This is a genomic window from Clostridium sp. MD294 (genome assembly GCF_000364165.2).
Classification (GTDB): domain Bacteria; phylum Bacillota; class Clostridia; order Lachnospirales; family Anaerotignaceae; genus Coprocola.
In genome coordinates this window covers 2,390,892-2,417,599 of sequence record NZ_CP097810.1, presented here as the reverse complement: position 1 = coordinate 2,417,599, position 26,708 = coordinate 2,390,892, and the positions used below count along the sequence as shown (strand labels likewise).

22 protein-coding genes are annotated in these 26,708 nt (G+C 31.5%); 16 read left to right on the top strand and 6 right to left on the bottom strand.

All coding sequences use genetic code 11. The features are described 5' to 3' along the window. Window positions 1-43: 43 nt before the first annotated feature. Both C820_RS12005 and C820_RS12000 read left to right on the top strand, forming a co-directional pair. Window positions 44-4,207 carry a leucine-rich repeat protein gene (locus C820_RS12005; RefSeq protein WP_162213021.1) on the top strand — a complete coding sequence of 1,388 codons (4,164 nt, stop codon included), beginning with the start codon at window positions 44-46 and terminating at the stop codon, window positions 4,205-4,207. 325 nt (window positions 4,208-4,532) lie between these two features. Further along, the gene (locus C820_RS12000) at window positions 4,533-5,531 is read left to right on the top strand and encodes a hypothetical protein (RefSeq protein WP_004033485.1); all 999 of its coding nucleotides are present in this window, start codon (window positions 4,533-4,535) and stop codon (window positions 5,529-5,531) included. A gap of 139 nt (window positions 5,532-5,670) precedes the next feature. Here the strand turns inward: C820_RS12000 and C820_RS11995 are convergent, their stop codons facing one another. The 5 genes from C820_RS11995 to C820_RS11975 form a co-directional block, all read right to left on the bottom strand. After that, a complete protein-coding gene (locus tag C820_RS11995) occupies window positions 5,671-6,549 on the bottom strand; it encodes a DMT family transporter (protein ID WP_004033489.1) in 879 nt (292 codons plus the stop codon). A gap of 177 nt (window positions 6,550-6,726) precedes the next feature. Next, complete coding sequence (locus C820_RS11990) at window positions 6,727-7,566, bottom strand: TPM domain-containing protein (RefSeq protein ID WP_004033491.1); 840 nt, start codon at window positions 7,564-7,566, stop codon at window positions 6,727-6,729. 12 nt (window positions 7,567-7,578) lie between these two features. Further along, window positions 7,579-8,664, bottom strand: a complete 1,086-nt coding sequence (locus C820_RS11985) for a TFIIB-type zinc ribbon-containing protein (protein WP_004033492.1) — start codon at window positions 8,662-8,664, stop codon at window positions 7,579-7,581. A 322-nt stretch (window positions 8,665-8,986) separates the two neighbouring features. After that, entirely contained in the window at window positions 8,987-10,315 is a 1,329-nt protein-coding gene (locus C820_RS11980) for an SPFH domain-containing protein (RefSeq protein WP_004033493.1), read from the bottom strand. Window positions 10,316-10,449: 134 nt separating this feature from the next. Further along, complete coding sequence (locus tag C820_RS11975; protein ID WP_004033494.1) at window positions 10,450-11,325, bottom strand: LysR family transcriptional regulator; 876 nt, start codon at window positions 11,323-11,325, stop codon at window positions 10,450-10,452. A 123-nt stretch (window positions 11,326-11,448) separates the two neighbouring features. On the opposite strand from C820_RS11975, the gene C820_RS11970 reads away from it, so the two are divergent. Together C820_RS11970 and C820_RS11965 are read left to right on the top strand one after the other, a co-directional pair. Next, the gene (locus C820_RS11970; RefSeq protein ID WP_004033495.1) at window positions 11,449-11,685 is read left to right on the top strand and encodes a hypothetical protein; all 237 of its coding nucleotides are present in this window, start codon (window positions 11,449-11,451) and stop codon (window positions 11,683-11,685) included. 249 nt (window positions 11,686-11,934) lie between these two features. Continuing rightward, window positions 11,935-12,909, top strand: coding sequence for an alpha/beta hydrolase (locus tag C820_RS11965; RefSeq protein WP_347562956.1), 975 nt, complete (start codon window positions 11,935-11,937; stop codon window positions 12,907-12,909). 369 nt (window positions 12,910-13,278) lie between these two features. Here the strand turns inward: C820_RS11965 and C820_RS11960 are convergent, their stop codons facing one another. Next, the gene (locus tag C820_RS11960; protein WP_004033499.1) at window positions 13,279-14,814 is read right to left on the bottom strand and encodes a YifB family Mg chelatase-like AAA ATPase; all 1,536 of its coding nucleotides are present in this window, start codon (window positions 14,812-14,814) and stop codon (window positions 13,279-13,281) included. Window positions 14,815-14,965: 151 nt separating this feature from the next. Between C820_RS11960 and C820_RS11955 the strand changes: the two genes are divergently transcribed. The 12 genes from C820_RS11955 (at window position 14,966) to rseP (ending at window position 26,643) form a co-directional block, all read left to right on the top strand. Then, entirely contained in the window at window positions 14,966-15,571 is a 606-nt protein-coding gene (locus C820_RS11955) for a hypothetical protein (RefSeq protein ID WP_004033500.1), read from the top strand. A 170-nt stretch (window positions 15,572-15,741) separates the two neighbouring features. Continuing rightward, entirely contained in the window at window positions 15,742-16,833 is a 1,092-nt protein-coding gene (gene dprA, locus C820_RS11950; protein ID WP_004033502.1) for a DNA-processing protein DprA, read from the top strand. 12 nt (window positions 16,834-16,845) lie between these two features. After that, window positions 16,846-18,963, top strand: a complete 2,118-nt coding sequence (gene topA / locus C820_RS11945; protein WP_004033503.1) for a type I DNA topoisomerase — start codon at window positions 16,846-16,848, stop codon at window positions 18,961-18,963. Between the two features lie 13 nt (window positions 18,964-18,976). Further along, window positions 18,977-19,240 (top strand): hypothetical protein, encoded by a 264-nt coding sequence (locus C820_RS11940; RefSeq protein ID WP_004033504.1) that lies wholly within the window; start codon window positions 18,977-18,979, stop codon window positions 19,238-19,240. A gap of 272 nt (window positions 19,241-19,512) precedes the next feature. After that, the gene (gene rpsB / locus C820_RS11935) at window positions 19,513-20,241 is read left to right on the top strand and encodes a 30S ribosomal protein S2 (protein ID WP_004033505.1); all 729 of its coding nucleotides are present in this window, start codon (window positions 19,513-19,515) and stop codon (window positions 20,239-20,241) included. 105 nt (window positions 20,242-20,346) lie between these two features. Next, entirely contained in the window at window positions 20,347-21,279 is a 933-nt protein-coding gene (gene tsf, locus C820_RS11930; RefSeq protein ID WP_004033506.1) for a translation elongation factor Ts, read from the top strand. Window positions 21,280-21,431: 152 nt separating this feature from the next. Continuing rightward, on the top strand, window positions 21,432-22,136 hold the full coding sequence (gene pyrH, locus C820_RS11925; protein ID WP_004033507.1) for a UMP kinase: 705 nt from the start codon (window positions 21,432-21,434) through the stop codon (window positions 22,134-22,136). Window positions 22,137-22,163: 27 nt separating this feature from the next. After that, a complete protein-coding gene (gene frr / locus C820_RS11920) occupies window positions 22,164-22,718 on the top strand; it encodes a ribosome recycling factor (RefSeq protein WP_004033509.1) in 555 nt (184 codons plus the stop codon). Window positions 22,719-22,801: 83 nt separating this feature from the next. Further along, window positions 22,802-23,551 (top strand): undecaprenyl pyrophosphate synthase, encoded by a 750-nt coding sequence (gene uppS / locus C820_RS11915; protein WP_004033511.1) that lies wholly within the window; start codon window positions 22,802-22,804, stop codon window positions 23,549-23,551. Between the two features lie 18 nt (window positions 23,552-23,569). Next, window positions 23,570-24,388, top strand: coding sequence for a phosphatidate cytidylyltransferase (locus C820_RS11910; RefSeq protein ID WP_004033512.1), 819 nt, complete (start codon window positions 23,570-23,572; stop codon window positions 24,386-24,388). A gap of 18 nt (window positions 24,389-24,406) precedes the next feature. Further along, entirely contained in the window at window positions 24,407-25,552 is a 1,146-nt protein-coding gene (locus C820_RS11905; protein WP_004033521.1) for a 1-deoxy-D-xylulose-5-phosphate reductoisomerase, read from the top strand. Between the two features lie 20 nt (window positions 25,553-25,572). After that, window positions 25,573-26,643 (top strand): RIP metalloprotease RseP, encoded by a 1,071-nt coding sequence (rseP, locus tag C820_RS11900; protein WP_004033522.1) that lies wholly within the window; start codon window positions 25,573-25,575, stop codon window positions 26,641-26,643. The last annotated feature ends 65 nt before the right edge of the window (window positions 26,644-26,708 follow it).

Genomic DNA, 26,708 nt, shown 5'->3' with positions numbered 1-26,708 from the left:
TAATATTTTATATTAAACTGAATAGATAGGGGGTTATTTAAAATTGAAACAACAAGTATTTGCACTTTTTTTGGCTACGTGTTTGCTCTCATCAGATATACCAAAAGTACACGCTTCACAAGAAGATACAACAAATCAAGAAAATTCTTACAGTGAAGAAAATGTAACAAAGGAAGAAAACACAACAGAGCAAGAAAATTCTTACAGTGAAGAAAATGTAACAGAAGAAGAAAACACAACAGAGCAAGAAAATTCTTCTAATGAAGAAAATGCAACAGAGGAAGAAAACACAACAAATCAAGAAAATTCTTCTAATGAAGAAAATGTAACAGAGGAAGAAAACACAACAAATCAAGAAAATTCTTCTAATGAAGAAAATGTAACAGAGGAAGAAGACACAACAGAGCAAGAAAATTCTTCCAATGAAGAAAATGCAACAGAGGAAGAAAACACAACAAATCAAGAAAATTCTTCCAATGAAGAAAATGTAACAGAGGAACAAGACACAACAAATCAAGAAAATTCTTCTAATGAAGAAAATGTAACAGAGGAAGAAAACACAACAGAGCAAGAAAATTCTTCTAATGAAGAAAATGTAACAGAGGAAGAAAACACAACAAATCAAGAAAATTCTTCTAATGAAGAGAATGTAACAGAAAAAGAAAATACAACAAATCAAGAAAATTCTTCTAGTCAACAAATTCCAACAGAACAAGAGGTTTATGAAGAACAGAAGAAAATGGCAACAGAGCCTTTTATTGAACCAATAGCAGAGGGTGAAATTCCTACTCCTATAGAAGCCTATAATCGTATGATTGCTTATCAAAATGTAACAGGTTATAAACAAGGTGACCCATGGACTGACCTTACTAACATTCCGGGTACAGACAGCCCAAACTATAGATGGAATGGAGGAAACGCTGGAGGTATGGTACCAGAACTTGGTTCAGGTTGTGCAGCTTTTTCTTTTATACTCAGTGATGCGGCATTTGGTAATTTGCCGGCGAGAGCGTTCAAAACAGGAGATTTTAAATTTTCAGATGTAAAAGTAGGAGATGTACTAAGAGTAAATAATAATAGCCACAGTGTTATTGTGCTTCAAGTAAGCGATGGTGGTGTGAAACTTGCAGAGGGTAACTTTAACAGTTCAGTCAATTGGGGACGTTCTATGTCAGCGAGTGAAGTAGAACAGGCTACTTATTTGGTTACTCGCTATCCAGAAGGCTATAATCCAGATGACTCTGGGAACAACGAAACGATTGAAGGCGGAGAGGGAAAGTTAGGAACTCTTGACTGGAAAGTAACAAAATCTGGTAAACTTGTTATATCTGGCAATGGAGCTATGCCAGATTGGGAAACTTTAGACGGACAACCATGGGACAAATTTAAAGATAACATACTATCAATTGTAATTGAAGATGGTGTAACTAACATAGGAAACAATATTTTCTATGGAAGTAAAGCAATTAGTGTGACTATTCCTAGTAGTGTAAAAACAATAGGCAATAGTGCTTTTAGAGGGTCTTCGCTTATTTCTGCAACAATTCCTTCTAGTGTGACAACGATTAGCGACGATGCTTTTCGTAGTTGTAGCAGTCTTGTTTCTGTGAATGTTTCTGATGGTGTAAAACAAATTGGTCAGAGAGCATTTCAGGGTTGTTCACAGCTCGACTCTATTGAATTGCCTGCCAGCATTGAAAGCGTTAGTGCTGGAGCATTTTTTGAATGTCTTAAACTAAAAAGTGTGAAATTTGCTCCTAGTAGTAATGTAGTAACAGTGGGAGATAATATGTTTTCAGGCTGTCATGGGTTGATTAGTGTGACACTTCCCTCAAAAATAGATCGTATTAGTACAGGAATGTTTACAAGTTGTATTAGTCTTTCTAGCATAAGTATTCCACAAGGTGTAGAAACAATTGGACAGCAAGCATTCGCTTCTTGTGGTCGACTGGCTCAAGTCACTATTCCAAATGGTGTAACACAAATAGAGCAGTCTGCATTTTCAAATTGTAGTTCATTAACTAAAATAAATATTCCAAACAGTGTAAAAACAATAGGAGTGCAAGCATTTGTAAAGTGCAGTAGTCTGAAAGATATTTATTTTAGTGGTACTGAGAATGAATGGAATACTATCAGAAAAATGACACCTACAGATTTTGACGGTAAAAACATATACTATGATGCAAATTTTACTTACAAATTGACTGTTGAAAACGGTACTGGTGCTGGCGAATATGAGGCTGGAGAAGAAGTTACTATTGAAGCAAATGCAGCACCAACAGGAAAAGTATTTGAGAAATGGACATCAAATAATGGTGGTTCTTTTGCATCTGCTACAAGTTCTAGCACTACATTTACTATGCCAGAGGGTGATGTAACAATTACTGCAGTATATAAAGATACTTCAACACCAGTTGAACCATCAAAAGACTACACTGTAACTGTTAAAAATGGTACTGGTAGTGGTAAATATGCAGCTGGAAAAACAGTTACTATTAAAGCAGACGCAGCACCAGCAGGAAAAGTATTTGATAAATGGACAAGTGACAGCAATATCACATTTGCATCTGCTACAAGTTCTAGTACTACATTTACTATGCCAGAAAGTGATGTAACAGTTGAAGCCACATATAAAGATATTTCAAAACCAGACCCATCAAAAGACTATACTGTAACTGTTAAAAATGGTACTGGTGGTGGCAACTATGATGCTGGCGATACAGTTCTCATTGAAGCAAATGCAGCACCAGCAGGAAAAGTGTTTGATAAATGGACAAGTGACAGCAATATCACATTTGCATCTGCTACAAAGTCTAGCACTTCATTTACTATGCCAGAGGGTGATGTAACAGTTACAGCAACATATAAAAATAACACAAGTTCATTGCCAGATACTACAAAACCACAAAGTGTTACAATTAGTAAAACGAGTGCAGAATTAGAAGTTGGAGAAACTTTTGAATTAGAAGCGAAAGTTATTCCTAGCACTGTTTTACAAGATATTGTATGGAGCATTGATAATGAAAATTTAGCAGAGTTAACTGTTGATAATTCAAAACCTACTTTTGCTAAAATTACTGCAAAAGCACAAGGTACTGTTATTGTTACAGCAAAATCAAAATCACACACAGAACTTTCTGCAATATGTACTATTGATATAAAAGCAAATGCTTCTAATTTAGCTGCATTAAATGATGCGATTGCTAAAATAAGTGCTAAAAATTATAGTGTTAATGGAAAAACTGTAAGTACAGAAAGAGAAGCTAAAAATTGGATAGAAGAAAAAATTGAGGCTTTAAAATTAAAAGATATTACAATTGATAGCATAGATATTACAGATTTTGAACCAGCTAAAAGCAAACAAAAAGGTAAATTTATATTTACTGTTACATTGTCTAAAGGGGAAGGAAAAGATAAAGTAACAGTAACTTCTAAGCCATTAAGTGTAACACTTACTCAAACTGGAAATTCCAGCTCTAGCTCTGGAGGAGGTTCCAGCAGTGGTGGTAACAAAGGCTCAAGCAGTTCTAGTAACAAAGATACAAAAAATGAACAAAATAATCAAAACGAACAAAATAATCAAAATGAACAAACAAAAAACGAAAATACTGATATTACAAATAACACAGATAATACAACAGCAAATAATGCTTCCAAATCAGTAGATAATTTTGTTGACGTATCTAATCATTGGGCTGCTGATAGTATTCAGTTTGTAGTAGAAAGAGGGTATTTTGCAGGAACATCTGAAAATTCTTTCAGTCCTGATGTTCCTATGACGAGAGCAATGGTTGTTTCTGTTCTCGGACGAGTTGCAAATACACAAGGAAATACTATAACAAAATTTGGCGATGTTGACCAAAATCAATATTATGCTCCTTTTATTGGCTGGGCTTTAGAAAATGGTATTGCAAGCGGTGTGTCTGAAACAGAATTTAACCCTAATGCAAATGTTACAAGAGAACAACTTGCAGTGATGTTTTCAAACTTCATAAAATCTCAAGGATATGATTTGAATACAGAAAAAGAGGTTTCATTTAATGATAATGGACAGATTAGCCCTTGGGCAGTAGAGAGTGTTGAATTTATGGTAAAATCTGGTATATTAAATGGTAGAACAGATGGAAGCTTTGACCCTAAAGGAGTAGCAACAAGAGCTGAAGTTGCAACAATATTAAAATTATTTCTTGAAAACACAAATAAATAATAAATGATATGCTTTCAGCTTGTTAAAAAAGTCAGCCAATAGGCTGACTTTTTTTGTTTTATCAATATAGTAATAAATATATTAAAAAAAGTAGAAAATCAAATTGATATTATAGAAATAGTTAATATAAATAGTATGAAATAAAAAAAATGATATTTCAGTAAATAAAATAGAAACTACAATAAAATACAAAATATAATTTATTTTTAATTTAAAGTAGAAATAAATTATAACTATGTTATAATACAAATAACTGTAAAAGTTGGTTCATATTATAATATTTTTTATATTACTATACTTCATAATAAAAATAGGAGGACTGCTTATGAAAAAGCTTTTGAAATTTGTGTTATTTTTATGTTGTATTATCATGATAAATACTATAAGTTATGCTAAAACAGCAAAAGTGATTTATTCAGATATTACCGCATATATCAATGGTTTGCCTATACCTTCCTACAATTTAAACGATAACACAGTTGTTATTGCCAAAGACTTAGAACAGTATGGCTTTGATTTGAATTATGTTGATGAAGAACGCTGTTTATATATAGACTATAATCCAAATAAAGAAGTAACTGCAGATTATAAAATTGAAAAAGAAAATAAAAAAATAGGTTCTGTAGCTTTTACTGCCCAAGCGACTGATATTTTTATAAAAGTAAAAGGTTTTAATATTAGTTATGATACTTCTTATAGTATAGACGGACAAATATTAGTTAGCATAGATGGAATAGATGGGTTGGAACATTCTTATGGTGAATATATAACATGGGATTGGGAAAAAAGAACAATTTCATTTGATTATGTGAAAAATTGGGAGATATTACCACGTATTGACTATGCACAAGAAAAGTCGAAAAATATTTCTAGCTTTATGATAGAACTTAACAAAATAAAACAAAACGAACTATATGAATGTGAAAACGAAAAACAAGAGTTTTATGCAAAGGGAGAAAATGAACAGTATCTTTCTTCATTTAAAATTGCATGGCGTGAAAAAATGACTGTAAAAGATTTGACAAAAAGTAGATTTGGAAATGGAAAAATAACAATTAATTTCTGTATTTATAAAACACTCGAAACAGAACAACTAATAAAATTATTAAATTCTATTTTAACAATTAATGTAGAAGAAGATGTCGCAACAAAAAATATTATTACTGCAAATGAACATATCAAAGTATTTATCAATGGGAAAAGTGTGCCTATTTCTGCAATAGAATTAGAACAAAGTTTTAATGATTATGTTTATTATATAGAACTAGATAAAGAAATAAAAAATTTGGAAGAAATACAAAGTATTAAAATAGAATGTAAATAATTGTTGTATTATAATAGCATAGCAGAAGTACAGTATAAAAAATAGTATGAAATATTGAATAGCCTTTGTTTTGACACAAAGGCTATATTTATTAGTATATTGTCATTTTTTCTGTAATATTGAATGAATTTGTTAAATGTTATACTTCTTTTTTGTTTTCCCCTAATACTGCTACTATCATTCCAGCTATAATAATTGTACCGCCTATTATAAAGTTGATTGTTATATTTTCTTTTAATATAATAATACCTAATATTGTTGTAACAACAGGAAGCAAAGCATAAAATAAAGAACAGTTTGCTGCTGATAAGTTTTCTAATGCTTTACTCCAAAAGAGATTTGAAATTGCTGTAGGTACAACACCCAGCCATAAAACAGCAAATAATACAACAGGTGTGAATTGAGGTATTCCATTTTTTATTATTTCATATATCATGAATGGAGTATCTGCTACCATAGCAATAAACATTCCATAAATAGTGACCCATATTCCTTCTATATTTGTACAGCACTTTCGTATCATAACAGAACTTAATCCCCATAATATCATACCAGTAAAGCTAATAATAACTCCTAATATAGAGCTTACTCCTTCTACATTACCAATAATGACAATAGAACCTATCACGGTGATTAAAATACCTATAAATTGTTGTATAGAACTTTTTTCTTTTAATATAATTACTGCAAATAATATAATTATAACTGGTGTAATAGCATTAATAATAGCTGCTATAGATGCTGCAATAAATTTTGTACCAATTAACTGCAATCCATTGGAAAGAAAATAACCCAATACACCAATAAACAATATATTTTTTTTGTCTTCTTTTGTTAATTTTGGACAAGGTATTTTTCTATAAAATATAGTTAATAGTATGGAAGCAATAAGGTATCTAAAAAAAATTAACATAAAACCTGATAATGCAGTAAAAGCTAATTTTGCTGCAATAAACATACTACCCCAGCCTATCATTGCTATTACACAATACATTTTTGATTTATTATATTCTGTCACAAAGTATTTCCACCTTTCACATAACTGAAATCATAATTTGAATTTCTCAAATTAGTTATTATATTTTTAATTGTAGCATCATAAACTGATTTTTTAGATATATTTATATTATTGTAAAAGAAATCCCCACTTATTAAGTGAGGAAATTGTATTATGAAATAAAATAAAAATAATTTTTTAAAATTTTCCACCGCTACCACCATGTGTTCTACCAGAAGAAGATGTGTGTGTATTTGAACCGCCTGAATGACTACCTGATGAATTGTTTTCTGGTTTTTTTCTGCGGTCAATATGACTATATAGAAACAAGTCACTATTTTTTGTTATATTCATACTACCGTTTTTTACATAAATGTCTGCTGCTGACTGAGGACGTATGGTTTTTAATTTACTTTTCATAATACCTGTTACAATCAATGAAATAATAAATCCTATACCAAAGCAAATCAAAAAATTGCCAATAAACCAAAAAGGTTCTTTTGGCATATTATCAACATCATATGGTTTACCTGCTTTTGCTTGTGTGATAAAATCATCACATAAATCTGCAAAAATTGTAAATGCTTCTGCATAGTTGCCTTCACTTAAATCATTTAAGAATTGTTCAGACATATATTTCATACCTGCATCTGTAACTGCTGTTATTGCATAACCTGTCGTTGATATGTACCAATCTCTTTCTTCCATACTGATTATAAAAAGTATGCCATCTTTTTCATCACCAAAACCATAATCATAATAATCGTAAAAATCATCAGCATATTTTACAGAGGATACTCCTCTTAAAGAAGGAACTGTAACTACTACAATATCAGTCTGTTGCCTTTCACTGATTTCATCTAATTTATAAAGAAGTTGTGTTTTTTCAGCATCTGAAAGTAATTCTGCATCATCTACAAGTCGTGGCATATTAGCTGCTGCAAATATAGTGTGTATAGAAGTGACAAAACCAATAAAAATAATAAAAACAATATAAAAAAAACGTATACAAAACAATGTATGTGATTTATTTTTCATATTTTGCACCTCCTACAACGCCCAAATGATATAGGACAACACATATAACACGATACCTATCAAAGCTGTTAAGCCAAACAGCCATTTTTTGTATGCCACTTTATCTAGTGGTAAATCTCCTATCATTTTTCCATTTTGACCATTCATAGCAAAAAGATAATTTTGATTATTCCATTTTGTATTTAAAAGCCATACAGGAAAAAGAGCGTATTTTATTTCTCCATTATGTAATTGTATGCTGCTACTTTCTTTCATAACGGATTGATAACCTTTTACTGTTGCATCAAAAGCTTTTTCTGCACTTTTTCGAATACGTTCGTTCGCTCTTTTCATACTTTGTTCACTATCTATATCATATTTATTTGCTAAATAGCCTGCTAAATAGGCAGTTTGAAAATCTACTGCCTGTGAAAAATCAAAAGGTTCTAAAGACTCCATTAAATCATCTGGCATTTTAATAGAACCATCAACAGGAACTCTCTCAAATCCAATACTTCCATTTCTGCATACAGAAAAAAAGCTAGTTTCTGTATAATAATATTTACTATCACTCCATGCTCGGGTTTTTGTTGCTTTGTAACGCATAGTTACATCTGCATCAGCATTAAATAACCAGTATGGAACATAAATGCCCTTTACTTCTTTTATGTGATTTTGGTCTTTGAATATTTTGGGCAACAGACGTTTTCCTTCATAATGCTTTTTTAGAGCAGCTTCTGCAGCTTTTTTATCTAGTTTAAATGGTATTATATAATTTGGCTTTATTGTACCTGATAACTGTTCCATCATAACAACAGCATTTCCACAAAATGGACAGGAAGTTGCTGCTGTGTTTTTATCACAAGTAATTTCACCACCGCAGGATTTGCAAACATAGCAATGTAGATTATTTGCTTCTTGTTCTTGCCATTCTTCTTTTTTAGAGTTTTCCCATGTCATATCATCTGCTTGTTCATTTTTTAATTCATTGTCATAATTTATCAATGTTTCTATATCAAATGTTGTATCACAATAAGGACATTTCATTTTTTGTAATGTACTATCAAAAGCTATAGCACCACCACAACATGGACATTTATATTCTTGTATTTCTGTCATATAAATACTCCTTTCAGTTTATAGTATGTAAATGGAATGTCGCCTTATAATATAAAGCGACATTTTAGCGTGTTGATAAAGTCGACACGCTAAGTCAAAAACAGGTTTTCGACTTGTTTAAATAGAAGTATAAACAGCTTGTTTCATAGGCTTAAAAGCCTTAAAACTCGCTGTTTTCCTCAGGCGGGCAAAGCTCGCCTTGCGGATTAGAATGGAGAGTTGCACTCCCCATACCCCTTGCTTTTTGCGGCAAAATGAGGTTTTTTAGACTTACAGGAATGTCGCCTTATGATATAAAGCGACATTTCATTTTTATTAGCATTTACATTCTATCATTTTCATCAAAAATATCTCCACATTCTGGGCAAAATTTTGGTGGAGAGCTAGGGTCTTCTGGTTTCCAACCACATTTATTACATTGATAAAGCAATGTAGCAGTTGGTTTTTTTGTACCACAATTGGAGCAGAACTTTCCCTTATTTACTGCACCACAATGACAAATCCATTCACTATCATTTTGAGGTTTTGCAGTACCACAGTTAGAACAAAATTTTCCAGTTGCTACCGTGCCACAATGGCATTTCCAACTACCTGATTTTATTGGTTGTTGTGTTGTTTGTTGTACTGGTTGATTTATTTGTTGCTGCTGTCCCATAGTAAATAGATTTTGTGCATTTGTACCACCTGCATTCATTGCCATACCCATACCTACAAAACCATTCATAGCACCCGCTGAATTAGAAGCTGCTGCTTTCATAGCATCTGCTTGTGCACCTACTAAAGTAGCTCCAGCCATATTAGTATTTTGTAAAACTGCTGTGCGTTGAAGTTGCTGAATTATTTTGGTATCTTCTTCTGACAAACTAACAGAACCAAGTGCTATACTAATTACTTTTAATCCACGTAATTGTCCCCACTTTGTGGAAAGTGCAACATTCATAGCATTTTCTAATTCTGTGTTATGAGCAACGATTTGATTTGGACGTAATTCTAAATCTGAAAGTCTAGCAAATGCAGGCTGCAATGCACTAATAAATTCGGTTTTTAGCTGCCCGTCTAGTTCATTACGTGTAAAGTCTTGTTCCACATTTCCGCAAACATTTGTATAAAATAGTAGTGGATCAGTAATTTTATAAGAATATACACCTGAGCAACGTATAGAAACATCTACATCTAAATTAATTTTAGCATCTACCACACGAAAAGGTATCGGATTTGGTGTCCCAAATTTATTATCAAGCAATTCTTTTGTATTAAAATAGTATATACGTTGGTCTTTTGCAGTATCACCACCATATGTAAAACGTTTTCCTATTGCTTGAAATGTTTCTTTGATACCTTTACCAAGACCTCCAGTAAAAATACTTGGTTCTGAAGAAGTGTCATATTGAAATTCTCCAGTTTCAGCACATACTTCTACCACTTTCCCCTGTTCAACAATTATCATACATTGACCATCTGCTACTGCAATGATACTGCCATTTGAAATAATATTATCATTTCCCTTTTTATTGGAAGAATGAGAATTGATACGTTTTTTACCTTTTGTAACAAGGACATCTTTATCCATTGCATCACAGTAAAAAAATTCTTTCCATTGGTCTGCAAGTGTTCCTCTCAATGCACCCATTCCTGCTTTAATAAGTCCCATAATAAAAACTCCTTTACTAATTTAAAATTACATTTACAATAATTTGGCTATTTATCTGATTTTTTGTATAGTATAACGAACTTTTATGCTCTTTTCAATATTTTGATTTGTATTTTATAGTATATAAATATAGTTTAATAAATTTCTTGTTTGATTTGTTCTATTAATAATTTTGTAATAGGCGTAAAAATCTGATATTTTTTCCATATCACATACATTTTTGTTTTTAAAACAGGTTCTAATGGCCTAAAACAAAGTTCACTTTCAGAACTAGTATCAGCAAGTTTGTCAAAAGTAAGCATACAACATACACCTTCTTTTACAAATATAGAACCATTATAAAAAAGATTGACAGAACCACATATATTAAGCATATCAATGTTTTCTCCACACCAACGAGGAATATCTGTTAGCATAGATTGTTCTGAGCATATCATAGGAACACCATACAAATCTTTTGCATGAATTACCTTTTTTTCACAAAGAGGATTATCTTTCCTCATTAAAACACCCCATATATCTGCCTCTGGTATTTCAATATAATGATATTTTGATAAATCAGGAGGTTCTACAATAATGGCAAAATCAAATAAACCTTTATCAAGTCGTTCTGTTACTTGTTCTGTATTTCCACTTAAAATATGATATTGAAATAGAGGATATTTTTGTTTGAATTTTTTTATTACTTTAGCGATGTATCTTATTTGATAAGACTCAGCACAGCCAATTCTAACTTCTCCACCTGTAATATCATCAAGTGTTTTAAATTCATTTGTAGTTTTGTCAACCATATCAATAATATCTTCTGCTCTTTTACGCAGAAGCATACCTTCATCAGTAAGTTTTATGCAGCTGCTTCCTCTACGAAAGAGTTTTTTGCCAAGTTCTGTTTCAAGTTCTTTCATTTGTTTGGAAAGTGTTGGCTGTGAAACATGAAGCCTTTCGGCTGCTCTTGTCATATTTTCTTCTCTGGCAATTTCTAAAAAATATTTTAAAACTCTTATTTCCATAATATCCCCCCCAATTTAGTATAACATTTTGTGTTATTACTGTAAAGAATAACATGATATGAATGATAAGTATTAGACATATTAGCATTTATAGAATATACTACAGTTAATGGAGGTGATGATATGGCAGAAGCGACAGATACATATGGTATACTTTATCAAAATTTAATAGATGCTAATTGTGATGATATTATGATTGAAAAATGTATGAAGTTTGCTCAAGAAGGAAAAAAGGCTGAAATGTTATCATTACTATTACAACATAGAACATCACTATTGAATATGCTTCATAAAAGACATAATAATATTGATTGTATTGATTATCTTATTTATAAAATAAAAAAGGAACAAGAACAATGAAATGAAAACAAATATAAATTTTAACAATGTTAAAAACTGGCTGTAAATAGCAAAATATAAATAAAATTTTTACATAGAAGAGAAGGAGAAAAAATGAAAAAACGAATTTTTTTAACACTTGCTACAGTGATGCTTGCTTTATCTGCAACAGCATGCAGTACACAAACACAAGCAAAAAATAATACATCTGAACAACAAGAATTGGAGGAAACAAATTTGATTAATTATGCAGATATGAAAGATATGACAATTCACACAGAAGCTATTGCACTCACAGAGGAATGGGATAAAGTTTTTCCGCTCAGTGATGAAGTAAATCATAGAAAAGTTACATTTACAAATCATTTTGGCATTACTTTAGCTGCTGATGTTTATGAGCCAAAACAATATACAGGTAAGCTTCCAGCGATTGCGGTTTGTGGGCCATTTGGTGCAGTAAAAGAACAAAGTTCTGGACTTTATGCTCAAGAAATGGCAAAAAAAGGATTTTTAACAATGGCTTTTGACCCTTCCTTTACAGGAGAAAGTGGTGGTTATCCGAGAGCATTTAACTCACCAGATATTAATGTAGAAGATTATCAAGCAGCAATTGATTTTCTTTCAACACAACAAAATGTTGACGCTGAAAAAATTGGAATGATTGGAATTTGTGGTTGGGGCGGTATGGCAGTACAAACAGCAGCAATTGATACTAGAATAAAAGCAACTGCTGCAATTACTATGTATGATATGAGCCGAAATACAGCACTTGGATATTTTGACTCCATTGATGAAAATGGAAGATATGAAGCTCGTGTTGCATACAACAATCAAAGAACAGAGGCATATAAAAATGGAGTATATACTTCTGGTGGAGGTTTACCAGAACAAGCTCCAGAAGATGCCCCTCAGTATTTAAAAGATTATATTGACTATTATAAAACAGAAAGAGGTTATCACCCTCGCTGTGCTAATTCTAATAATGGCTGGACAACAACAGCAAGTGGCTCTCTTATGAATATGCGTTTGTTTGAATATGCTCCCGAAATTAGAAGTGCTGTTTTATTGATACATGGAGAAAATGCTCATTCTTTAATGTATAGTCAAGAAGCATATAAACTTTTAAAAGGAGATAATAAAGAACTTATGATTATTCCTGAAGCTTCTCATACAGATTTATATGACCAAATGGATGTAATTCCTTTTGATAAGCTAGAAACATTTTTTAAAGATGCTTTTCAGTAAAAAATATTACTAAAAAATGATTTAAGTGATTTGTAAGTAATATAATACCAAAAAATTTTATTATTATAGTTTATAAAAAAAGAACAAGTAATATAAAAAATTGCTTGTTCTTTTTCATTTTGAATTATGTATCTATTATAGTGTTTACTTCAATAATATCAAGTGCTGATTTTAATTAGCAAAAAAGGAGAACATAACATTGTATAATTTTAGTTCTTTTGAAAGAAATTTTAATTTTTATTTTATTACAAAAAAGTGTCATATTTCGTCACTTTTTTATTCAGCACAAGCAATTTTTACTCATACTTTATGAAACTACTCTCTTATACTTCTCATAGAAACATGACCTCTTTTGTATTTTTTGTATTGTTACATTTTATATTTTCTATCCAAACTACGATACTGTATTACTTCTGCAATATGTTTTGTATTGATGTCTTTACAACCTTCTAAATCAGCAACAGTACGAGCAACTTTTAATATTTTGTGATATGCTCTGGCACTAAAATTCATACGGTCAAATGCTGTTTGCAATAATGTTTTTTCTTTTTGTCCTAAATGACAATAGTGTTCAATTTGTGCTGCACCAAGCTGAGAATTAAAAAAGAAATTTTCATTTTTATATCTTTCTAATTGTATTTGTTGTGCTTGAAGCACTCTTTGTTTTATTTGTGCAGAACTTTCTCCGCAACAGCTCTGTTCTAATGATTGATAGGAAAGTGCAGGCAGTTCTACCATTAAATCAATACGGTCAATAAGTGGGCCACTAATTTTATTGTGATATTTTGTAATTTCATTCAAAGAACAATGACAACGATTACTGTCCCCTAAATAGCCACAAGGGCAGGGGTTCATAGCAGCAATTAACATAAAATTAGAGGGATATGTTAATGTTCCGCTGACACGAGCAATTGTTACTTTAGCATCTTCTAAAGGTTGACGCATAATTTCCAAAGCACCTCTTTGAAATTCTGGTAATTCGTCTAAAAATAATACACCATTATGTGCTAGTGATATTTCTCCAGGACGTGGTATTCTTCCACCTCCTGTCAGTGCAGAAGGAGATATTGTGTGATGAGGAGAACGAAAAGGTCTTTGACGAATTAATGTATTTTGAGAAGGCAATAGACCTGCCACACTATATATTTTTGTAATTTCAATGCTTTCTTCAAAAGTTAAATCAGGTAATATAGTGGAGAGCCTTTTTGCAAGCATTGTTTTGCCTGTTCCAGGAGGCCCAATCAATAATGCGTTGTGCATACCACTAGCAGCAATTTCTAATGCTCTTTTGGCACTTTCTTGTCCCTTTACATCAGAAAAATCTAAAAAAGTGTTTTGCTCTATGTCTTTTGAAAAAAGAGAATGAAAATCAACAGTAAAAGGAGAAATTTGTTTCTTTTTTTGTAAAAAAGCAATGACATCATTTAAGTGTGTTATGGGATAGACTTCTATATCTTTGACAAGTGCTGCTTCTTCTGCATTTTCAATAGAAACAATACAACGAGAAATTCCTTTTTCTTTGGCATTATGCACCATAGGCAATACGCCCTTTACAGGACGTACAGAGCCGTCTAAAGATAACTCTCCTAATATTAATGTATTTTCGACAGTAGTGGGAGAAAACAATTCCATACAGCACAAAATACCTATAGCAATAGGTAAATCAAAAGCAACTCCTTCTTTTTTCATATGAGCGGGTGCTAAATTGACTGTAATTCTTTTCACAGGAAATAAAAAACCAGAATTTTTAATAGCTGTTCTGACACGTTCACGAGACTCTTTTACAGCAGAGTCAGGTAGTCCTACCAAATCAAAAGCAGGTAAACCATTGCTTAAATCTACTTCCACATCTATAAGGTGTCCATTAATACCTAATATCCCACTACTAATTATTTTTGAAAGCATTTTCATTCCTCCTTTTTGAAACAGTATTGTACTGTTTTTTTCATAATAACAATAATTTTATGATTTTTCAACAAAAAACAAAACATATGTATGGTGATTTTAAATAGAATATGTTATGATAGTAAAAATAGGGGAAGGTGGAAAAAAACATATGAAAAGAAAAATAAATATGCTATTTTGTATTATGTTGCTTTTTTTAGTAGAAGGCTGTACAAAAAAAGAGGTAGAACAATCACAACAGCAACAAGTACAACAACCATCAGTACAACAAAAGATAACTCCTTCTGTTTATAAAGAGGAAAAAATATTTGGAACTTATAATGTATATGAAGATTGGGTGTTTTTGGAAAATTATTCTGAAGAAGAAAGTGCTTTTTATATCAAAAAAGGAGAAGAAATTACAAATACAACAACAAATATTTCTGTAGAATATCGTCAAAATCAATATAAAAAAGAAGAATATGATATATTAATTTCTGCAATATTATATCAATTAAAATTGGAATTAAAACAAGAACAATATCATAATTTAGTAACAGAGGAGTTTACCTCTCCAAATGGGTATTGTGTATTTCGTATTGAAGTAAATGATGAACAAAATGACCCACCAGTAAAAACAATACAACATTATATTATAGGAGAAAAAGCTCATATTGTAGTACAAACAACAGATTTCGGAGAAAAAGGAACAGAAAATGTAGAAGAAGTTGCTGATAATATTGTGGAAAGTTTTGTATGGAGAGAGATTGAAATATAAAATAAAAGCAGCATTTTTAGTATTTAGGACTGTCAAAAAACAGTCCTTTTTTTATAAAAAATATAAATTTCAAAAAATTTATATTGAATTTATTTCAAAAAGGTTTTATGATAGGAGAGATTTCGAATATTATTTTGTGGCACTGTATATTGGGAGAGGGGGAGAAATATATGGAAGAATATTATATGATGTGGCTTTCTCGTATTCCCTCTATTGGTGTTCATAAAGCAATGTTGTTATTAGACTATTTTGGTACAGCAGAGGAGATTTGGAAGGCTTCTTTTAGTGATTTAAGAGAAGTAAAGGGAATAGGCACTTTTTGTTGTCATGCAATAAAAGAGGCAAAAAAACAAACACAGTTAGAGAAATGGATAGAGGAATTAGAAGAAAAAGAAATTCGTTTTGTTTCTATTAAAAATGAGCAATATCCTTATTTATTAAAACAGATATATGACCCTCCTATTGGTTTTTATATGAGGGGATATTTGCCAGATGATAATATTGATAAAGTAAGTATTGTAGGAGCAAGAAGATGTTCTCATTATGGTGCTTCTGTAACATATAAATTAGCGAATGATTTAGCAAAGGCAAATATTACTGTTGTAAGTGGTATGGCAACAGGTATTGATGGAATAGCACATAAAGGAGTATTAGATGGAGGAGGGCAAACCATTGCTGTATTAGGGACAGGAGTGGATATTTGCTATCCTGTGGAACACAAAGAGCTTATGGAACGTATTATACAAAATGGTTGTGTTATATCAGAGTATCCACCTAATACACCAGTTTATCCTCAAAATTTTCCAAAAAGAAACCGTATTATCAGTGGATTATCTGCTATTACAATTGTAGTAGAAGCTGGTAAAAAAAGTGGAACACTCATTACAGCAGACCAAGCGTTAAATAATGGCAGAGAAGTTTTTGTAGTACCAGGAAATGTAACAAGTGCTTTAAGTGAGGGCACAAATAATTTAATTAAACAGGGCTGTCCTATTATTACAGAGTTTGAAGATGTTTTAGTGGCATTAGGTATTGCTTTTTCAGAAAAGGAAAAACAACAATTTCAACAGCATATGCTAGAAAATATGAAAAAAGAAGAAAAAGAAGTCTATGATTGTATTGGGCAAGAGGCGATTGATGTAGAAACCATAAGTAGAAAACTAAAAAGAGAGATACAAGAAGTACAATATTCATTAACATTACTAGAAATTATGGGAAGAATACGAAAATTACCTCAATCAGGTTATATTAGAGAATATTGAGAGGTGTTATTGATGTCAGAAAAAAAAGAAGTGAAAAAGCCAAAAAAGACAAAAGAAGACAAAAAACATCTGGTCATTGTAGAGTCACCTGCAAAAGCAAAAACAATAAAAAAATTTTTGGGAAATACTTATAAAATAGAGGCATCTATGGGTCATGTGAGAGATTTACCTAAAAGTCAGCTTGGAATTGATATAGAACATGACTATGAACCAAAATATATTACAATAAGGGGAAAAGGGGAATTACTAAGCCAGCTAAGAAAACAGGCAAAATCAGCAGATAAGGTCTATTTAGCAACAGACCCTGATAGAGAAGGAGAAGCGATTAGTTGGCATTTACTTCATGCTTTAAATTTAAAAGAAAAACCAATTAGTCGTATTACATTTAATGAAATTACAAAAAATGCAGTAAAAAAATCCATTTCAGAAGCGAGAGAGATTGATATGGATTTAGTCAATGCACAACAGGCAAGAAGAATTCTTGACAGAGTAGTAGGATATACTATAAGTGATTTGCTTTGGCAAAAAGTAAAAGGCAGATTAAGTGCTGGTCGTGTACAATCTGTTGCTTTAAGAATGATTTGTGACAGAGAAGAAGAAATAAATAGTTTTATACCAGAAGAATATTGGACAATTACAGCACATTTGACAGATGAGTATAAAAATGATATAAATGCTAAATTTTATGGTACAGAAAAAGAAAAAATAGAATTACACAATGAAACAGAAACAAATAGCATTATAGAACAAATAAAATTAAAAGAGTTTGTTGTAACAGATGTCAAAAAGGGTACAAGAATAAAAAAACCTGTTGCACCTTTTACAACAAGTACATTGCAGCAAGAAGCAAGCAAACATTTGAATATGACAACACAAAAAACAATGATTATAGCACAACAGCTATATGAAGGTATTGATATAAAAGGAGAAGGAACAATCGGTATTGTTTCTTATATTAGAACAGACTCTTTTCGTGTTTCTGATGAAGCATATCATCAGGCAGTACAGTTTATTGATGAAACTTATGGTAAAGAATATGTAAATCCTGAAAGAGCAGTATATAAATCAAAAGGAAAAACACAAGATGCTCATGAAGCAATTAGACCGACAAGTGCTTCTCGTACACCAGAAAGTATTAAAGAGTCTTTGTCAAAAGACCAATATAAGCTATATAAATTGATTTGGGAAAGATTTATTGCTAGTCAAATGAGTCCTGCTGTATATGATACATTATCTGTGAAAATAAAATGTGATAAATATCAATTTAGAACAGGTGGTTCTGTATTAAAATTTGAAGGATTTTTAAAAGTTTATAATTATAGTAAAGAAGAAACAGAAAAAATTGTAAATTTAGAACAAGGGCAAATATTGCAGCAAAAAGAGATAGAAGGTATACAACATTTTACACAACCCCCTCCACGATTTACAGATGCTTCTCTTGTAAAGACATTAGAAGAGATTGGTGTAGGGCGTCCTAGTACGTATGCTCCTACATTGACAACAATACAAACAAGAAATTATGTAACAAAAGAAAATAAAAATCTTTTTCCAACAGAACTAGGTGAAATTGTAAATGATATTATGAAAAATTATTTTTCTGATATTGTTGATATTCATTTTACTGCAACAATGGAGGATAAATTAGATAAAGTGGAAGAAGGAAAAGGAGAATGGAAACAGATTATAAGAGAGTTTTACCCTCCTTTTCATAAAGAAGTGTTAGATGCAGCAGAAAAGTTAGAAAAAATAGATATTAAAGATGAAGTAACAGATATTATATGTGAAAAATGTGGTAGAAATATGGTAATAAAATATGGCCGTTATGGGAAATTTATTGCTTGTCCTGGTTTCCCAGAATGTCATAATGCAAAGGCATTTTATGAAGAGGCTGGTGTGTCCTGTCCAGAATGTGGCGAAAAAATACTCATAAAAAAGACCAAAAAAGGTAGAAAATATTTCGGCTGTGAAAATTCAGAATGTAATTTTATGTCATGGAATAAACCAACAGGAGAAAAATGTCCTCGTTGTGGTAGCTATATGGAAGAGAAAGGAAAGAAAAATACTAAAATTGTTTGTTCAAATATACAATGTGGCTATATACAACAAGAGAAAAAAGAAAAAGCAGAATAATAGAGTGGCATAAATGAATAAAAAATATCAATTAAAAATAATACAGTGTATATTAGCTTTGATATTTATTTCAATAATTATTTTTGGTGATTTTTCTATTACTCTAAAATGTTTTTTAGGCGTGTTGTTAGGAGTATCTTTTGATTTGGATATTGTGATAAAATATATTAGCCAATGGAAAACAAAAAAATATATTGACAATAAGAAAGAGCTTATAAAAGATATTATAGAATTAGTGATGATTTGTTTGTTTATAGTAGTAGGCTTGACTTTTTAAAAGTAGTTTATAAATAATATGATTTTTATATGAATTTTAGTAAAGAAGTTATGGCAAGGAGATATGCTGTAACTTCTTTTTTAATTGATATTGTTTGTAAAAATAGAATTTTTACAAATTTTGAAATAAAATGGTTGTAATATTTTTTTAGCTATGATATAATGCACAAGGTAAAAAATATAACTCACCTATTTTCATACACTGAACTGGTGCTTTTTAAAGTCGTTTAGAAAAATGGAAAATGGGGCGGACTAACCAAGGAGGTAAATAAAATGAGCGTAATTTCTATGAAACAATTGTTAGAGGCTGGTGTACACTTTGGCCATCAGACAAGAAGATGGAACCCTAAAATGGCAGAATACATTTTTGCTGAAAGAAATGGTATTTATATCATTGACTTACAAAAAACAGTAAAAAAAGTAGATGAAGCATATACAGCAGTAAGCGATATTATAAAAGATGGTGGAGAAATTCTTTTTGTTGGTACAAAAAAACAAGCACAAGACTCTATTAAAGAAGAAGCTGAAAGATGTGGTATGTACTATGTAAATCAGAGATGGTTGGGTGGTATGCTTACAAACTTCAGCACAATTAAAACTAGAATTGCTAGATTAAAAGAATTAGAAGAAATGCAGGAAGATGGTACATTTGATGTATTAACAAAAAAAGAAGTTGCTGCATTACTTCATGAAAAAGAAAAATTGGACAATAACTTGGGTGGTATTAAAGAAATGACAAGAGTACCAGACGTAATGTTTATTGTTGACCCAAGAAAAGAAAGAATTGCTATTCAGGAAGCACATACATTAGGTATTCCTATTGTTGCTATAGTAGATACAAACTGTGACCCTGAAGAAGTTGATTATGTTATACCAGGAAATGACGATGCAATTAGAGCAGTAAAACTGATTGCTTCTAAAATAGCAGATGCTGTTATCGAGTCTAAACAAGGCGAAGAAATGGCTGGCATGGAACAAGAAGAAGCAGAAACAGAAGAATAAGCATAATATAAGGCAATATGCCCAAGCCTCAGCCTGCTCATTGGGCTGGGGTTTTTTTGAGAAAATAAGTATCCACATAAAATAAAATATGGAGGTTTTAAAATTATGGCAGTAGATATGAAAAAAGTAAAAGAACTTAGAGAAATGACAGGCGCAGGTATGATGGACTGCAAAAAGGCATTAGAAGAAACAAACAATGATATGGATAAAGCAGTAGAAGTATTAAGAGAAAAAGGCCTTGCAGCATCTGCGAAAAAAGCAGGAAGAATTGCAGCAGAAGGTATTGTTGCGATACACTTGTCTGATGATAATAAAGTTGGTGCGATTGTAGAAGTAAACTCTGAAACAGACTTTGTTGCAAAAAATCAAAAATTCCGTGATTATGTTGACGCTGTGGCAAAACAAGTTACAAAATCAAGTGCAGTAGATATGGACGCCTTTTTTGCTGAAACATGGCAAGATGACCCACAGTTTACAGTAAAAGAAGAATTAAGCCAGCAAGTTGCTGTTATTGGCGAAAATTTGAATATCAGACGTTTTGAAAGATATACAAAAGAAAATGCAGGTAAATTAGTTTCTTATATTCATGGTGGCGGTAGAATTGGCGTTATGATTGAATTAGCTTGTGAAAAAGAAGTAGATGCTTTGGAAGAATTGGGCAAAAACATTGCTATGCAAATTGCAGCATTAAACCCACAATTCATAGCAACAAAAGACGTTCCACAAGAATTTATTGATAAAGAAACAGAAATTTTGACAGTACAAGCAAAAGAAGACCCTAAAAACGCATCTAAACCTGACAATATTATTGCAAAAATGATTGAAGGCAGATTGAAAAAAGAATTAAAAGAAATCTGTTTAGTAGAACAAGCTTATGTAAAAGATGGTGATATGACAGTACAACAATATATCAATTCTGTTGCTAAAGAAATTGGTGCTGATATTACAATTACACGTTATGTTCGTTTTGAAACAGGAGAAGGTCTTGCGAAAAAAGAAGAAGATTTTGCTGCTGAAGTAGCAAAACAAATACAATAATATTTATTGTAAAGAAACAAAAGAAAAAGGAAACATTGCCTATGCGTGTTTCCTTTTTTTGGGATATTTTATAAGAATTTTGACAGAATATGAAAAAAATATAGCATTTTAAATAGTTGTGTGGTACATTAGTAAAGAAGGGAGCTGTTGCAATGTATAAAAGGATTGTATTAAAAGTCAGTGGAGAAGCTTTAGCTGGAGAACAAGAGGGAGTTACATTTTTTCAGCCTGTTGTGGACGAGCTTGTAAGACAAATAAAAGTTATATTACAAAAAGGCACTCAAGTAAGTCTTGTCATTGGCGGAGGTAATTTTTGGCGTGGAAGAAGTGCAAATTCTCAAATGGATAGAACAAAAGCAGATCAAATTGGTATGTTAGCGACAGTGATGAATGCGATTTATGTAGCAGATGCACTTCGACAAACAGGTGTTGAAACTGTAGTACAAACGCCTTTTATTGTTGGTACAATGACAGAACTTTTTTCAAAAGAAAGTGCTTTAACACATTTGAAAAAAGGAAAAGTAGTAATATTTGCTGGTGGTTTAGGGCACCCATTCTTTTCTACAGATACGATTACAGCTTTGAGGGGTGCAGAGTTAGATGCAGATGGATTATTTTTTGCAAAAAATATTGATGGTGTGTATGATAGTGACCCTGCTGTCAATAAAAATGCAAAAAAAATTGATTGTATCAAATCAGAAGATATTGTAAAAAATAATTTAAAAGTCATTGATATGGCAGCAGCAAATCTTTGTTTTGAAAGAAAAATTACTGTTGTAATATTCGGCTTGAATGAAAAAGACAGTATTATTAGAGCAGTTAGTGGTGAAAAAATTGGTACGATTGTAACAGCGTAAATAATGCAAAAAGTAGGAGGAATGATTATGGCAACAGACACAACTGTTTATGAGGACAAAATGAAAAAAACATTGACATCACTTGAGGGAGAATACATTACTATTAGAGCAGGACGTGCAAATCCTCATGTTTTGGATAAAATTACAGTAGATTATTATGGCACACCAACACCTATTAACCAAGTAGGAAATATTACAATACCAGAGGCAAGACTTATTCAAATTCAACCTTGGGACGCTTCTATGCTCAAAGCGATTTCAAAAGCAATTTCTGCTTCTGATTTAGGTATTAATCCTAATAATGATGGAAAAGTTATTCGTCTTGTATTTCCAGAATTAACAGAAGAACGTAGAAAAGAACTGACAAAAGATGTAAAGAAAAAAGCAGAAAATGCAAAAGTAGCATTGCGTAATATTCGTAGAGATGCCATAGATAATTTCAAAAAAATGGAAAAGAAAAAAGAAATTCCAGAAGATGAATTAAAAGATTTGGAAGAAAAAATACAAAAAATGACAGATAAATATGTAGGAAAGATTGACACAAAATGCGAAGTGAAGTGTAAAGACATATTGTCTGTATAAGATTGTAATAATATGAAGGACAGGAAGCAATGCCTTTCTGTCCTTGCTGCGTTATTTTTTAAAAGACTTTAAGGAGAAAAATTATGTTTCCTTTTATAAATAATAATAAAGAAGAAATAAATTTAGATGAAAAAAATATGCCAAAACACATCGCTATTATTATGGATGGTAATGGTAGATGGGCAACAAAAAGAGCATTGCCTAGAAAAGCAGGACATAAAGCAGGTGCAAAAACGCTTGAAAATATTTCACAGTCTGCAGTAGATTTAGGAATAGAGCATTTGACAGTATATGCTTTTTCTACTGAAAATTGGAAAAGGTCTGAAGAAGAAGTAAAAAGCATTATGGATTTGCTTAGAGAATATTTAAAAAATTATATTGATAAAGCAAAAAAGGATAATGTTTGTATTGATGTTATAGGAGATATTACACGTTTAGACCAAGACATACAACAACAAATTATACAATTAAAAGAATTGACAAAAGAGAAAACAGGGATGAAACTTCATATTGCATTAAATTATGGTGGTAGAGATGAACTGTTGAGAGCGATTAGAAAAGTATGTAAAGATGTTGCAGAAGGAAAATATAAAGCAGAAGAAGTTGGAGAGAAAGAACTAGAGCAATATCTTGATACAAAAGATATGCCAGACCCAGAACTTCTCATTAGAACAAGTGGAGAAGAACGTATTAGCAATTTTTTACTTTGGCAAATTGCTTATTCAGAATTAAGTTTTTCTGATAAGCTGTGGCCTGATTTTACAGAAGATGACTTAAAACAATCCATTTACCAATATCAAAATAGAGAAAGACGTTTTGGAGGCAGAAAATAGCAGGAGGAGGGAAACAATATGACAATTAGAATTCTTTCAAGTGTTGTTGGTTTGCCTGTACTAATTTTTTTTGTAATATATGGTGGAATACCTTTGCAGGCTGTTATATTATTAGCAGGCTTAATTGGTATGCACGAATTTTATAGTGCTTTTTCTCTAAAAAGCAAAGGAGTGCAATATATTGGCTATTTTTTTGCTATAGTGTATATGATTTTTATTGATAAAATTATAAATATGCAAAATATGTTTAATGTATTTGTTTCTTTGCTTTTGCTAATATTGCTAATTTATACTGTTCTTTTTCACCAAAAAACAAATGCAGAAGAAGGGATGTTAGTTTTTTTTGGCTTTTTTTATGTTATGTTTCTTTTATCTCATGTGTTTTTAATTCGTTCCTATATTTATGGAAATATTTTTATATGGCTTGCGTTCATTTCTGCATGGGGGTGCGATACAGGTGCATATTTTACAGGTGTTACAATGGGTAAACATAAATTGATACCTACATTAAGTCCTAAAAAAACAATAGAGGGAGCGATTGGAGGCGTTGTAACAGCGACAATGTTAGCACTTTTATATGGTTGGTTTATAGAAAAAAAATTCCCTCTAGAAGAAGTAAATGTGTTTCTTCTTTGTGGATTAACAGGTGTTTTTGGTTCTATATTATCACAAATTGGGGACTTAGCAGCATCTGCCATGAAAAGATATACAGGTATAAAAGATTTTGGAAAATTAATACCTGGACATGGTGGGATATTAGACAGATTTGATAGTGTACTTTTGACAGCTCCTGTTGTATACTATATTATGATGTTTTTAATACGTGTAGAATTGTAAAAGCTTGGAGATGATATTTTGAGAACCATAAGTATATTAGGGTCTACTGGCTCTATAGGAACACAGACGTTAGATGTTGTAAAACATTTAGGAAATATAAAAGTTGCTGGTTTAACTGGCAATCAAAATGTGAAATTGATGGAACAACAATATTATACATATCGTCCTTCTAAAATTGCTATGATGGATATAGGCAGAGCATTGCAACTAAGGGAAAGATTGGTAGGAGAACCTGTTACAGTGCTTTGGGGAATGGAGGGCCTTATGGAAATTGCTTCCATGAAAGAGGTGGATATGGTTGTAACATCTGTAGTAGGTAATGTAGGTATTGCACCGACATTTGAAGCAATACGACACGGAAAAGATATTGCTTTAGCAAATAAAGAAACACTTGTTTCAGCGGGACAGCTTGTCATGGACGAAATCAAAAATAAAAATGTAACGCTTTATCCAGTAGATAGCGAACATTCTGCAATTTTTCAGTGTTTACAAGGAAATAAATCAAATGCGATAAGAAGAATATTATTGACTGCTTCTGGAGGGCCTTTTAGAGGAAAGACAAGAGAAGAATTAAAAAATGTAACAGTAGAAGATGCTTTGAAGCACCCAAATTGGAATATGGGAAAAAAAATTACAATAGACTCTGCTACACTTATGAATAAAGGTCTTGAAATGATGGAAGCGAAGTGGCTTTTTGGTGTAAAAACAAATCAAATTGAGGTTTTAATACACCCTCAAAGTATTATTCATTCCGCTGTAGAATATGAAGATAGTGCTATTATTGCACAAATGGGCGAACCAGATATGAAAGTGCCTATACAATATGCTTTAACTTATCCAGAAAGAACAAAAAATGATTATGCTAAAATGGATTTTACAAAAAGAAACTGTTTGACATTTGAAAAGCCAGATTTTGAAACATTTCAATGTTTGTCATTAGCATATAAAGCATTGGAAATAGGGGGAACTATGCCAGCTGTTTTAAATAGTGCAAATGAGGTAGCAGTACAAAAATTTATAGAGAAAAAAATCGGTTTTTTAGATATTCCTTTACTAATAGAACAAACAATGAACGCATATACTGTGAAAGAAAACTATACATTACAAGATTTACTTGCTGCAGATAGATGGGCAAGAAATTTTGCAGAAGAAAACAGTATATAGGAAGGTAGGCGGCAAAAAATATGATGTCTATTATTATATCTATTATTGTGTTAAGTGTTATTGTAATAATACATGAATTTGGGCATTTTATTGTAGCAAAAAAGGGTGGCATATTAGTAGAAGAATTTGCTGTAGGTATGGGGCCAATGATTGCCTCAAAACAAATAGGAGAAACGTTGTATTCTTTAAGAGCATTACCTATAGGCGGCTTTTGTCGTATGATGGGAGAGGATACAACAGGAGAGGTTGCAGAAAGAAGCTTTTCAGAAAAGAGTGTTTGGATAAGAATTGCTGTTGTATTTGCAGGCCCTTTTATGAATTTTATATTGGCGTTATTGTTAGTTATTTGCATTGTTTCTACTACTGCTGTTGTAACACCTGAAATCACAGCACTTTCAGAAGGCTATCCAGCACAGCAAGCAGGTTTGCAAATAGGAGATGTCATTACAAAAATCAATGATAAAAATATTTATATTTATGATGATTTACAAATGATTATGACAGAAAACAGAGGGCAAGCAATAGAATTAGAAGTACGTCGTGACAACAAAAAAATTACAACAACAATATTGCCAAAAGCAGATGAAACAGGAAGATATTTGATTGGCTTTTCTCCTCTCATTAAACAAGGTATTTTTTCAAAAGAACAAACAAATTATCAAAAAGCAAGTATATGGGACACAATAAGCTATAGTTTTGATACTATGGTGTTTTATATAAGATATACTGCTATGGGATTAGCAAAAGTATTTACATTTCATGCTTCCAGAGAAGAAATTTCAGGGCCTATAGGTATTTTCCAAATTGTAGGAGATAGTTATGAAGCAGGTATAAAATATAGTATAGGTGCAGCAATACAAAATATATTGTATATTGGTGCAGTACTGAGTGCAAATTTAGGAGTGTTAAATTTGTTTCCTATACCAGCTATGGACGGAGGCCGTCTGTTATTTTTGTTATTAGAAGCAATACGCAGAAAACCTGTTAATCCTGAAATGGAGGGAAAAGTACACTTTGCAGGATTTGTTTGTCTTATGCTTTTTATGGCATTTATTATGTATAATGATATTACAAAAATTTTCGTTGGATAATATTACAAAAAATACTTGCCCCTAATAATATGGCTGCAAGTGTTTTTTTGTTTTAAAAAGAGGAG

Bases quoted from the DNA above. Each gene is read 5' to 3' on its own strand.
- C820_RS11990 (WP_004033491.1), bottom strand. From the start codon at position 7,566: ATGAAAAATAAATCACATACATTGTTTTGTATACGTTTTTTTTATATT.
- C820_RS11975 (WP_004033494.1), bottom strand. From the start codon at position 11,325: ATGGAAATAAGAGTTTTAAAATATTTTTTAGAAATTGCCAGAGAAGAA.
- rseP (WP_004033522.1), top strand. From the start codon at position 25,573: ATGATGTCTATTATTATATCTATTATTGTGTTAAGTGTTATTGTAATA.
- C820_RS11980 (WP_004033493.1), bottom strand. From the start codon at position 10,315: ATGGGACTTATTAAAGCAGGAATGGGTGCATTGAGAGGAACACTTGCA.
- uppS (WP_004033511.1), top strand. From the start codon at position 22,802: ATGTTTCCTTTTATAAATAATAATAAAGAAGAAATAAATTTAGATGAA.
- pyrH (WP_004033507.1), top strand. From the start codon at position 21,432: ATGTATAAAAGGATTGTATTAAAAGTCAGTGGAGAAGCTTTAGCTGGA.
- C820_RS11955 (WP_004033500.1), top strand. From the start codon at position 14,966: ATGAAAAGAAAAATAAATATGCTATTTTGTATTATGTTGCTTTTTTTA.
- C820_RS11940 (WP_004033504.1), top strand. From the start codon at position 18,977: ATGAATAAAAAATATCAATTAAAAATAATACAGTGTATATTAGCTTTG.
- frr (WP_004033509.1), top strand. From the start codon at position 22,164: ATGGCAACAGACACAACTGTTTATGAGGACAAAATGAAAAAAACATTG.
- topA (WP_004033503.1), top strand. From the start codon at position 16,846: ATGTCAGAAAAAAAAGAAGTGAAAAAGCCAAAAAAGACAAAAGAAGAC.
- C820_RS12000 (WP_004033485.1), top strand. From the start codon at position 4,533: ATGAAAAAGCTTTTGAAATTTGTGTTATTTTTATGTTGTATTATCATG.
- C820_RS11985 (WP_004033492.1), bottom strand. From the start codon at position 8,664: ATGACAGAAATACAAGAATATAAATGTCCATGTTGTGGTGGTGCTATA.
- C820_RS11970 (WP_004033495.1), top strand. From the start codon at position 11,449: ATGGCAGAAGCGACAGATACATATGGTATACTTTATCAAAATTTAATA.
- dprA (WP_004033502.1), top strand. From the start codon at position 15,742: ATGGAAGAATATTATATGATGTGGCTTTCTCGTATTCCCTCTATTGGT.
- C820_RS11960 (WP_004033499.1), bottom strand. From the start codon at position 14,814: ATGCTTTCAAAAATAATTAGTAGTGGGATATTAGGTATTAATGGACAC.
- tsf (WP_004033506.1), top strand. From the start codon at position 20,347: ATGGCAGTAGATATGAAAAAAGTAAAAGAACTTAGAGAAATGACAGGC.
- C820_RS11910 (WP_004033512.1), top strand. From the start codon at position 23,570: ATGACAATTAGAATTCTTTCAAGTGTTGTTGGTTTGCCTGTACTAATT.
- rpsB (WP_004033505.1), top strand. From the start codon at position 19,513: ATGAGCGTAATTTCTATGAAACAATTGTTAGAGGCTGGTGTACACTTT.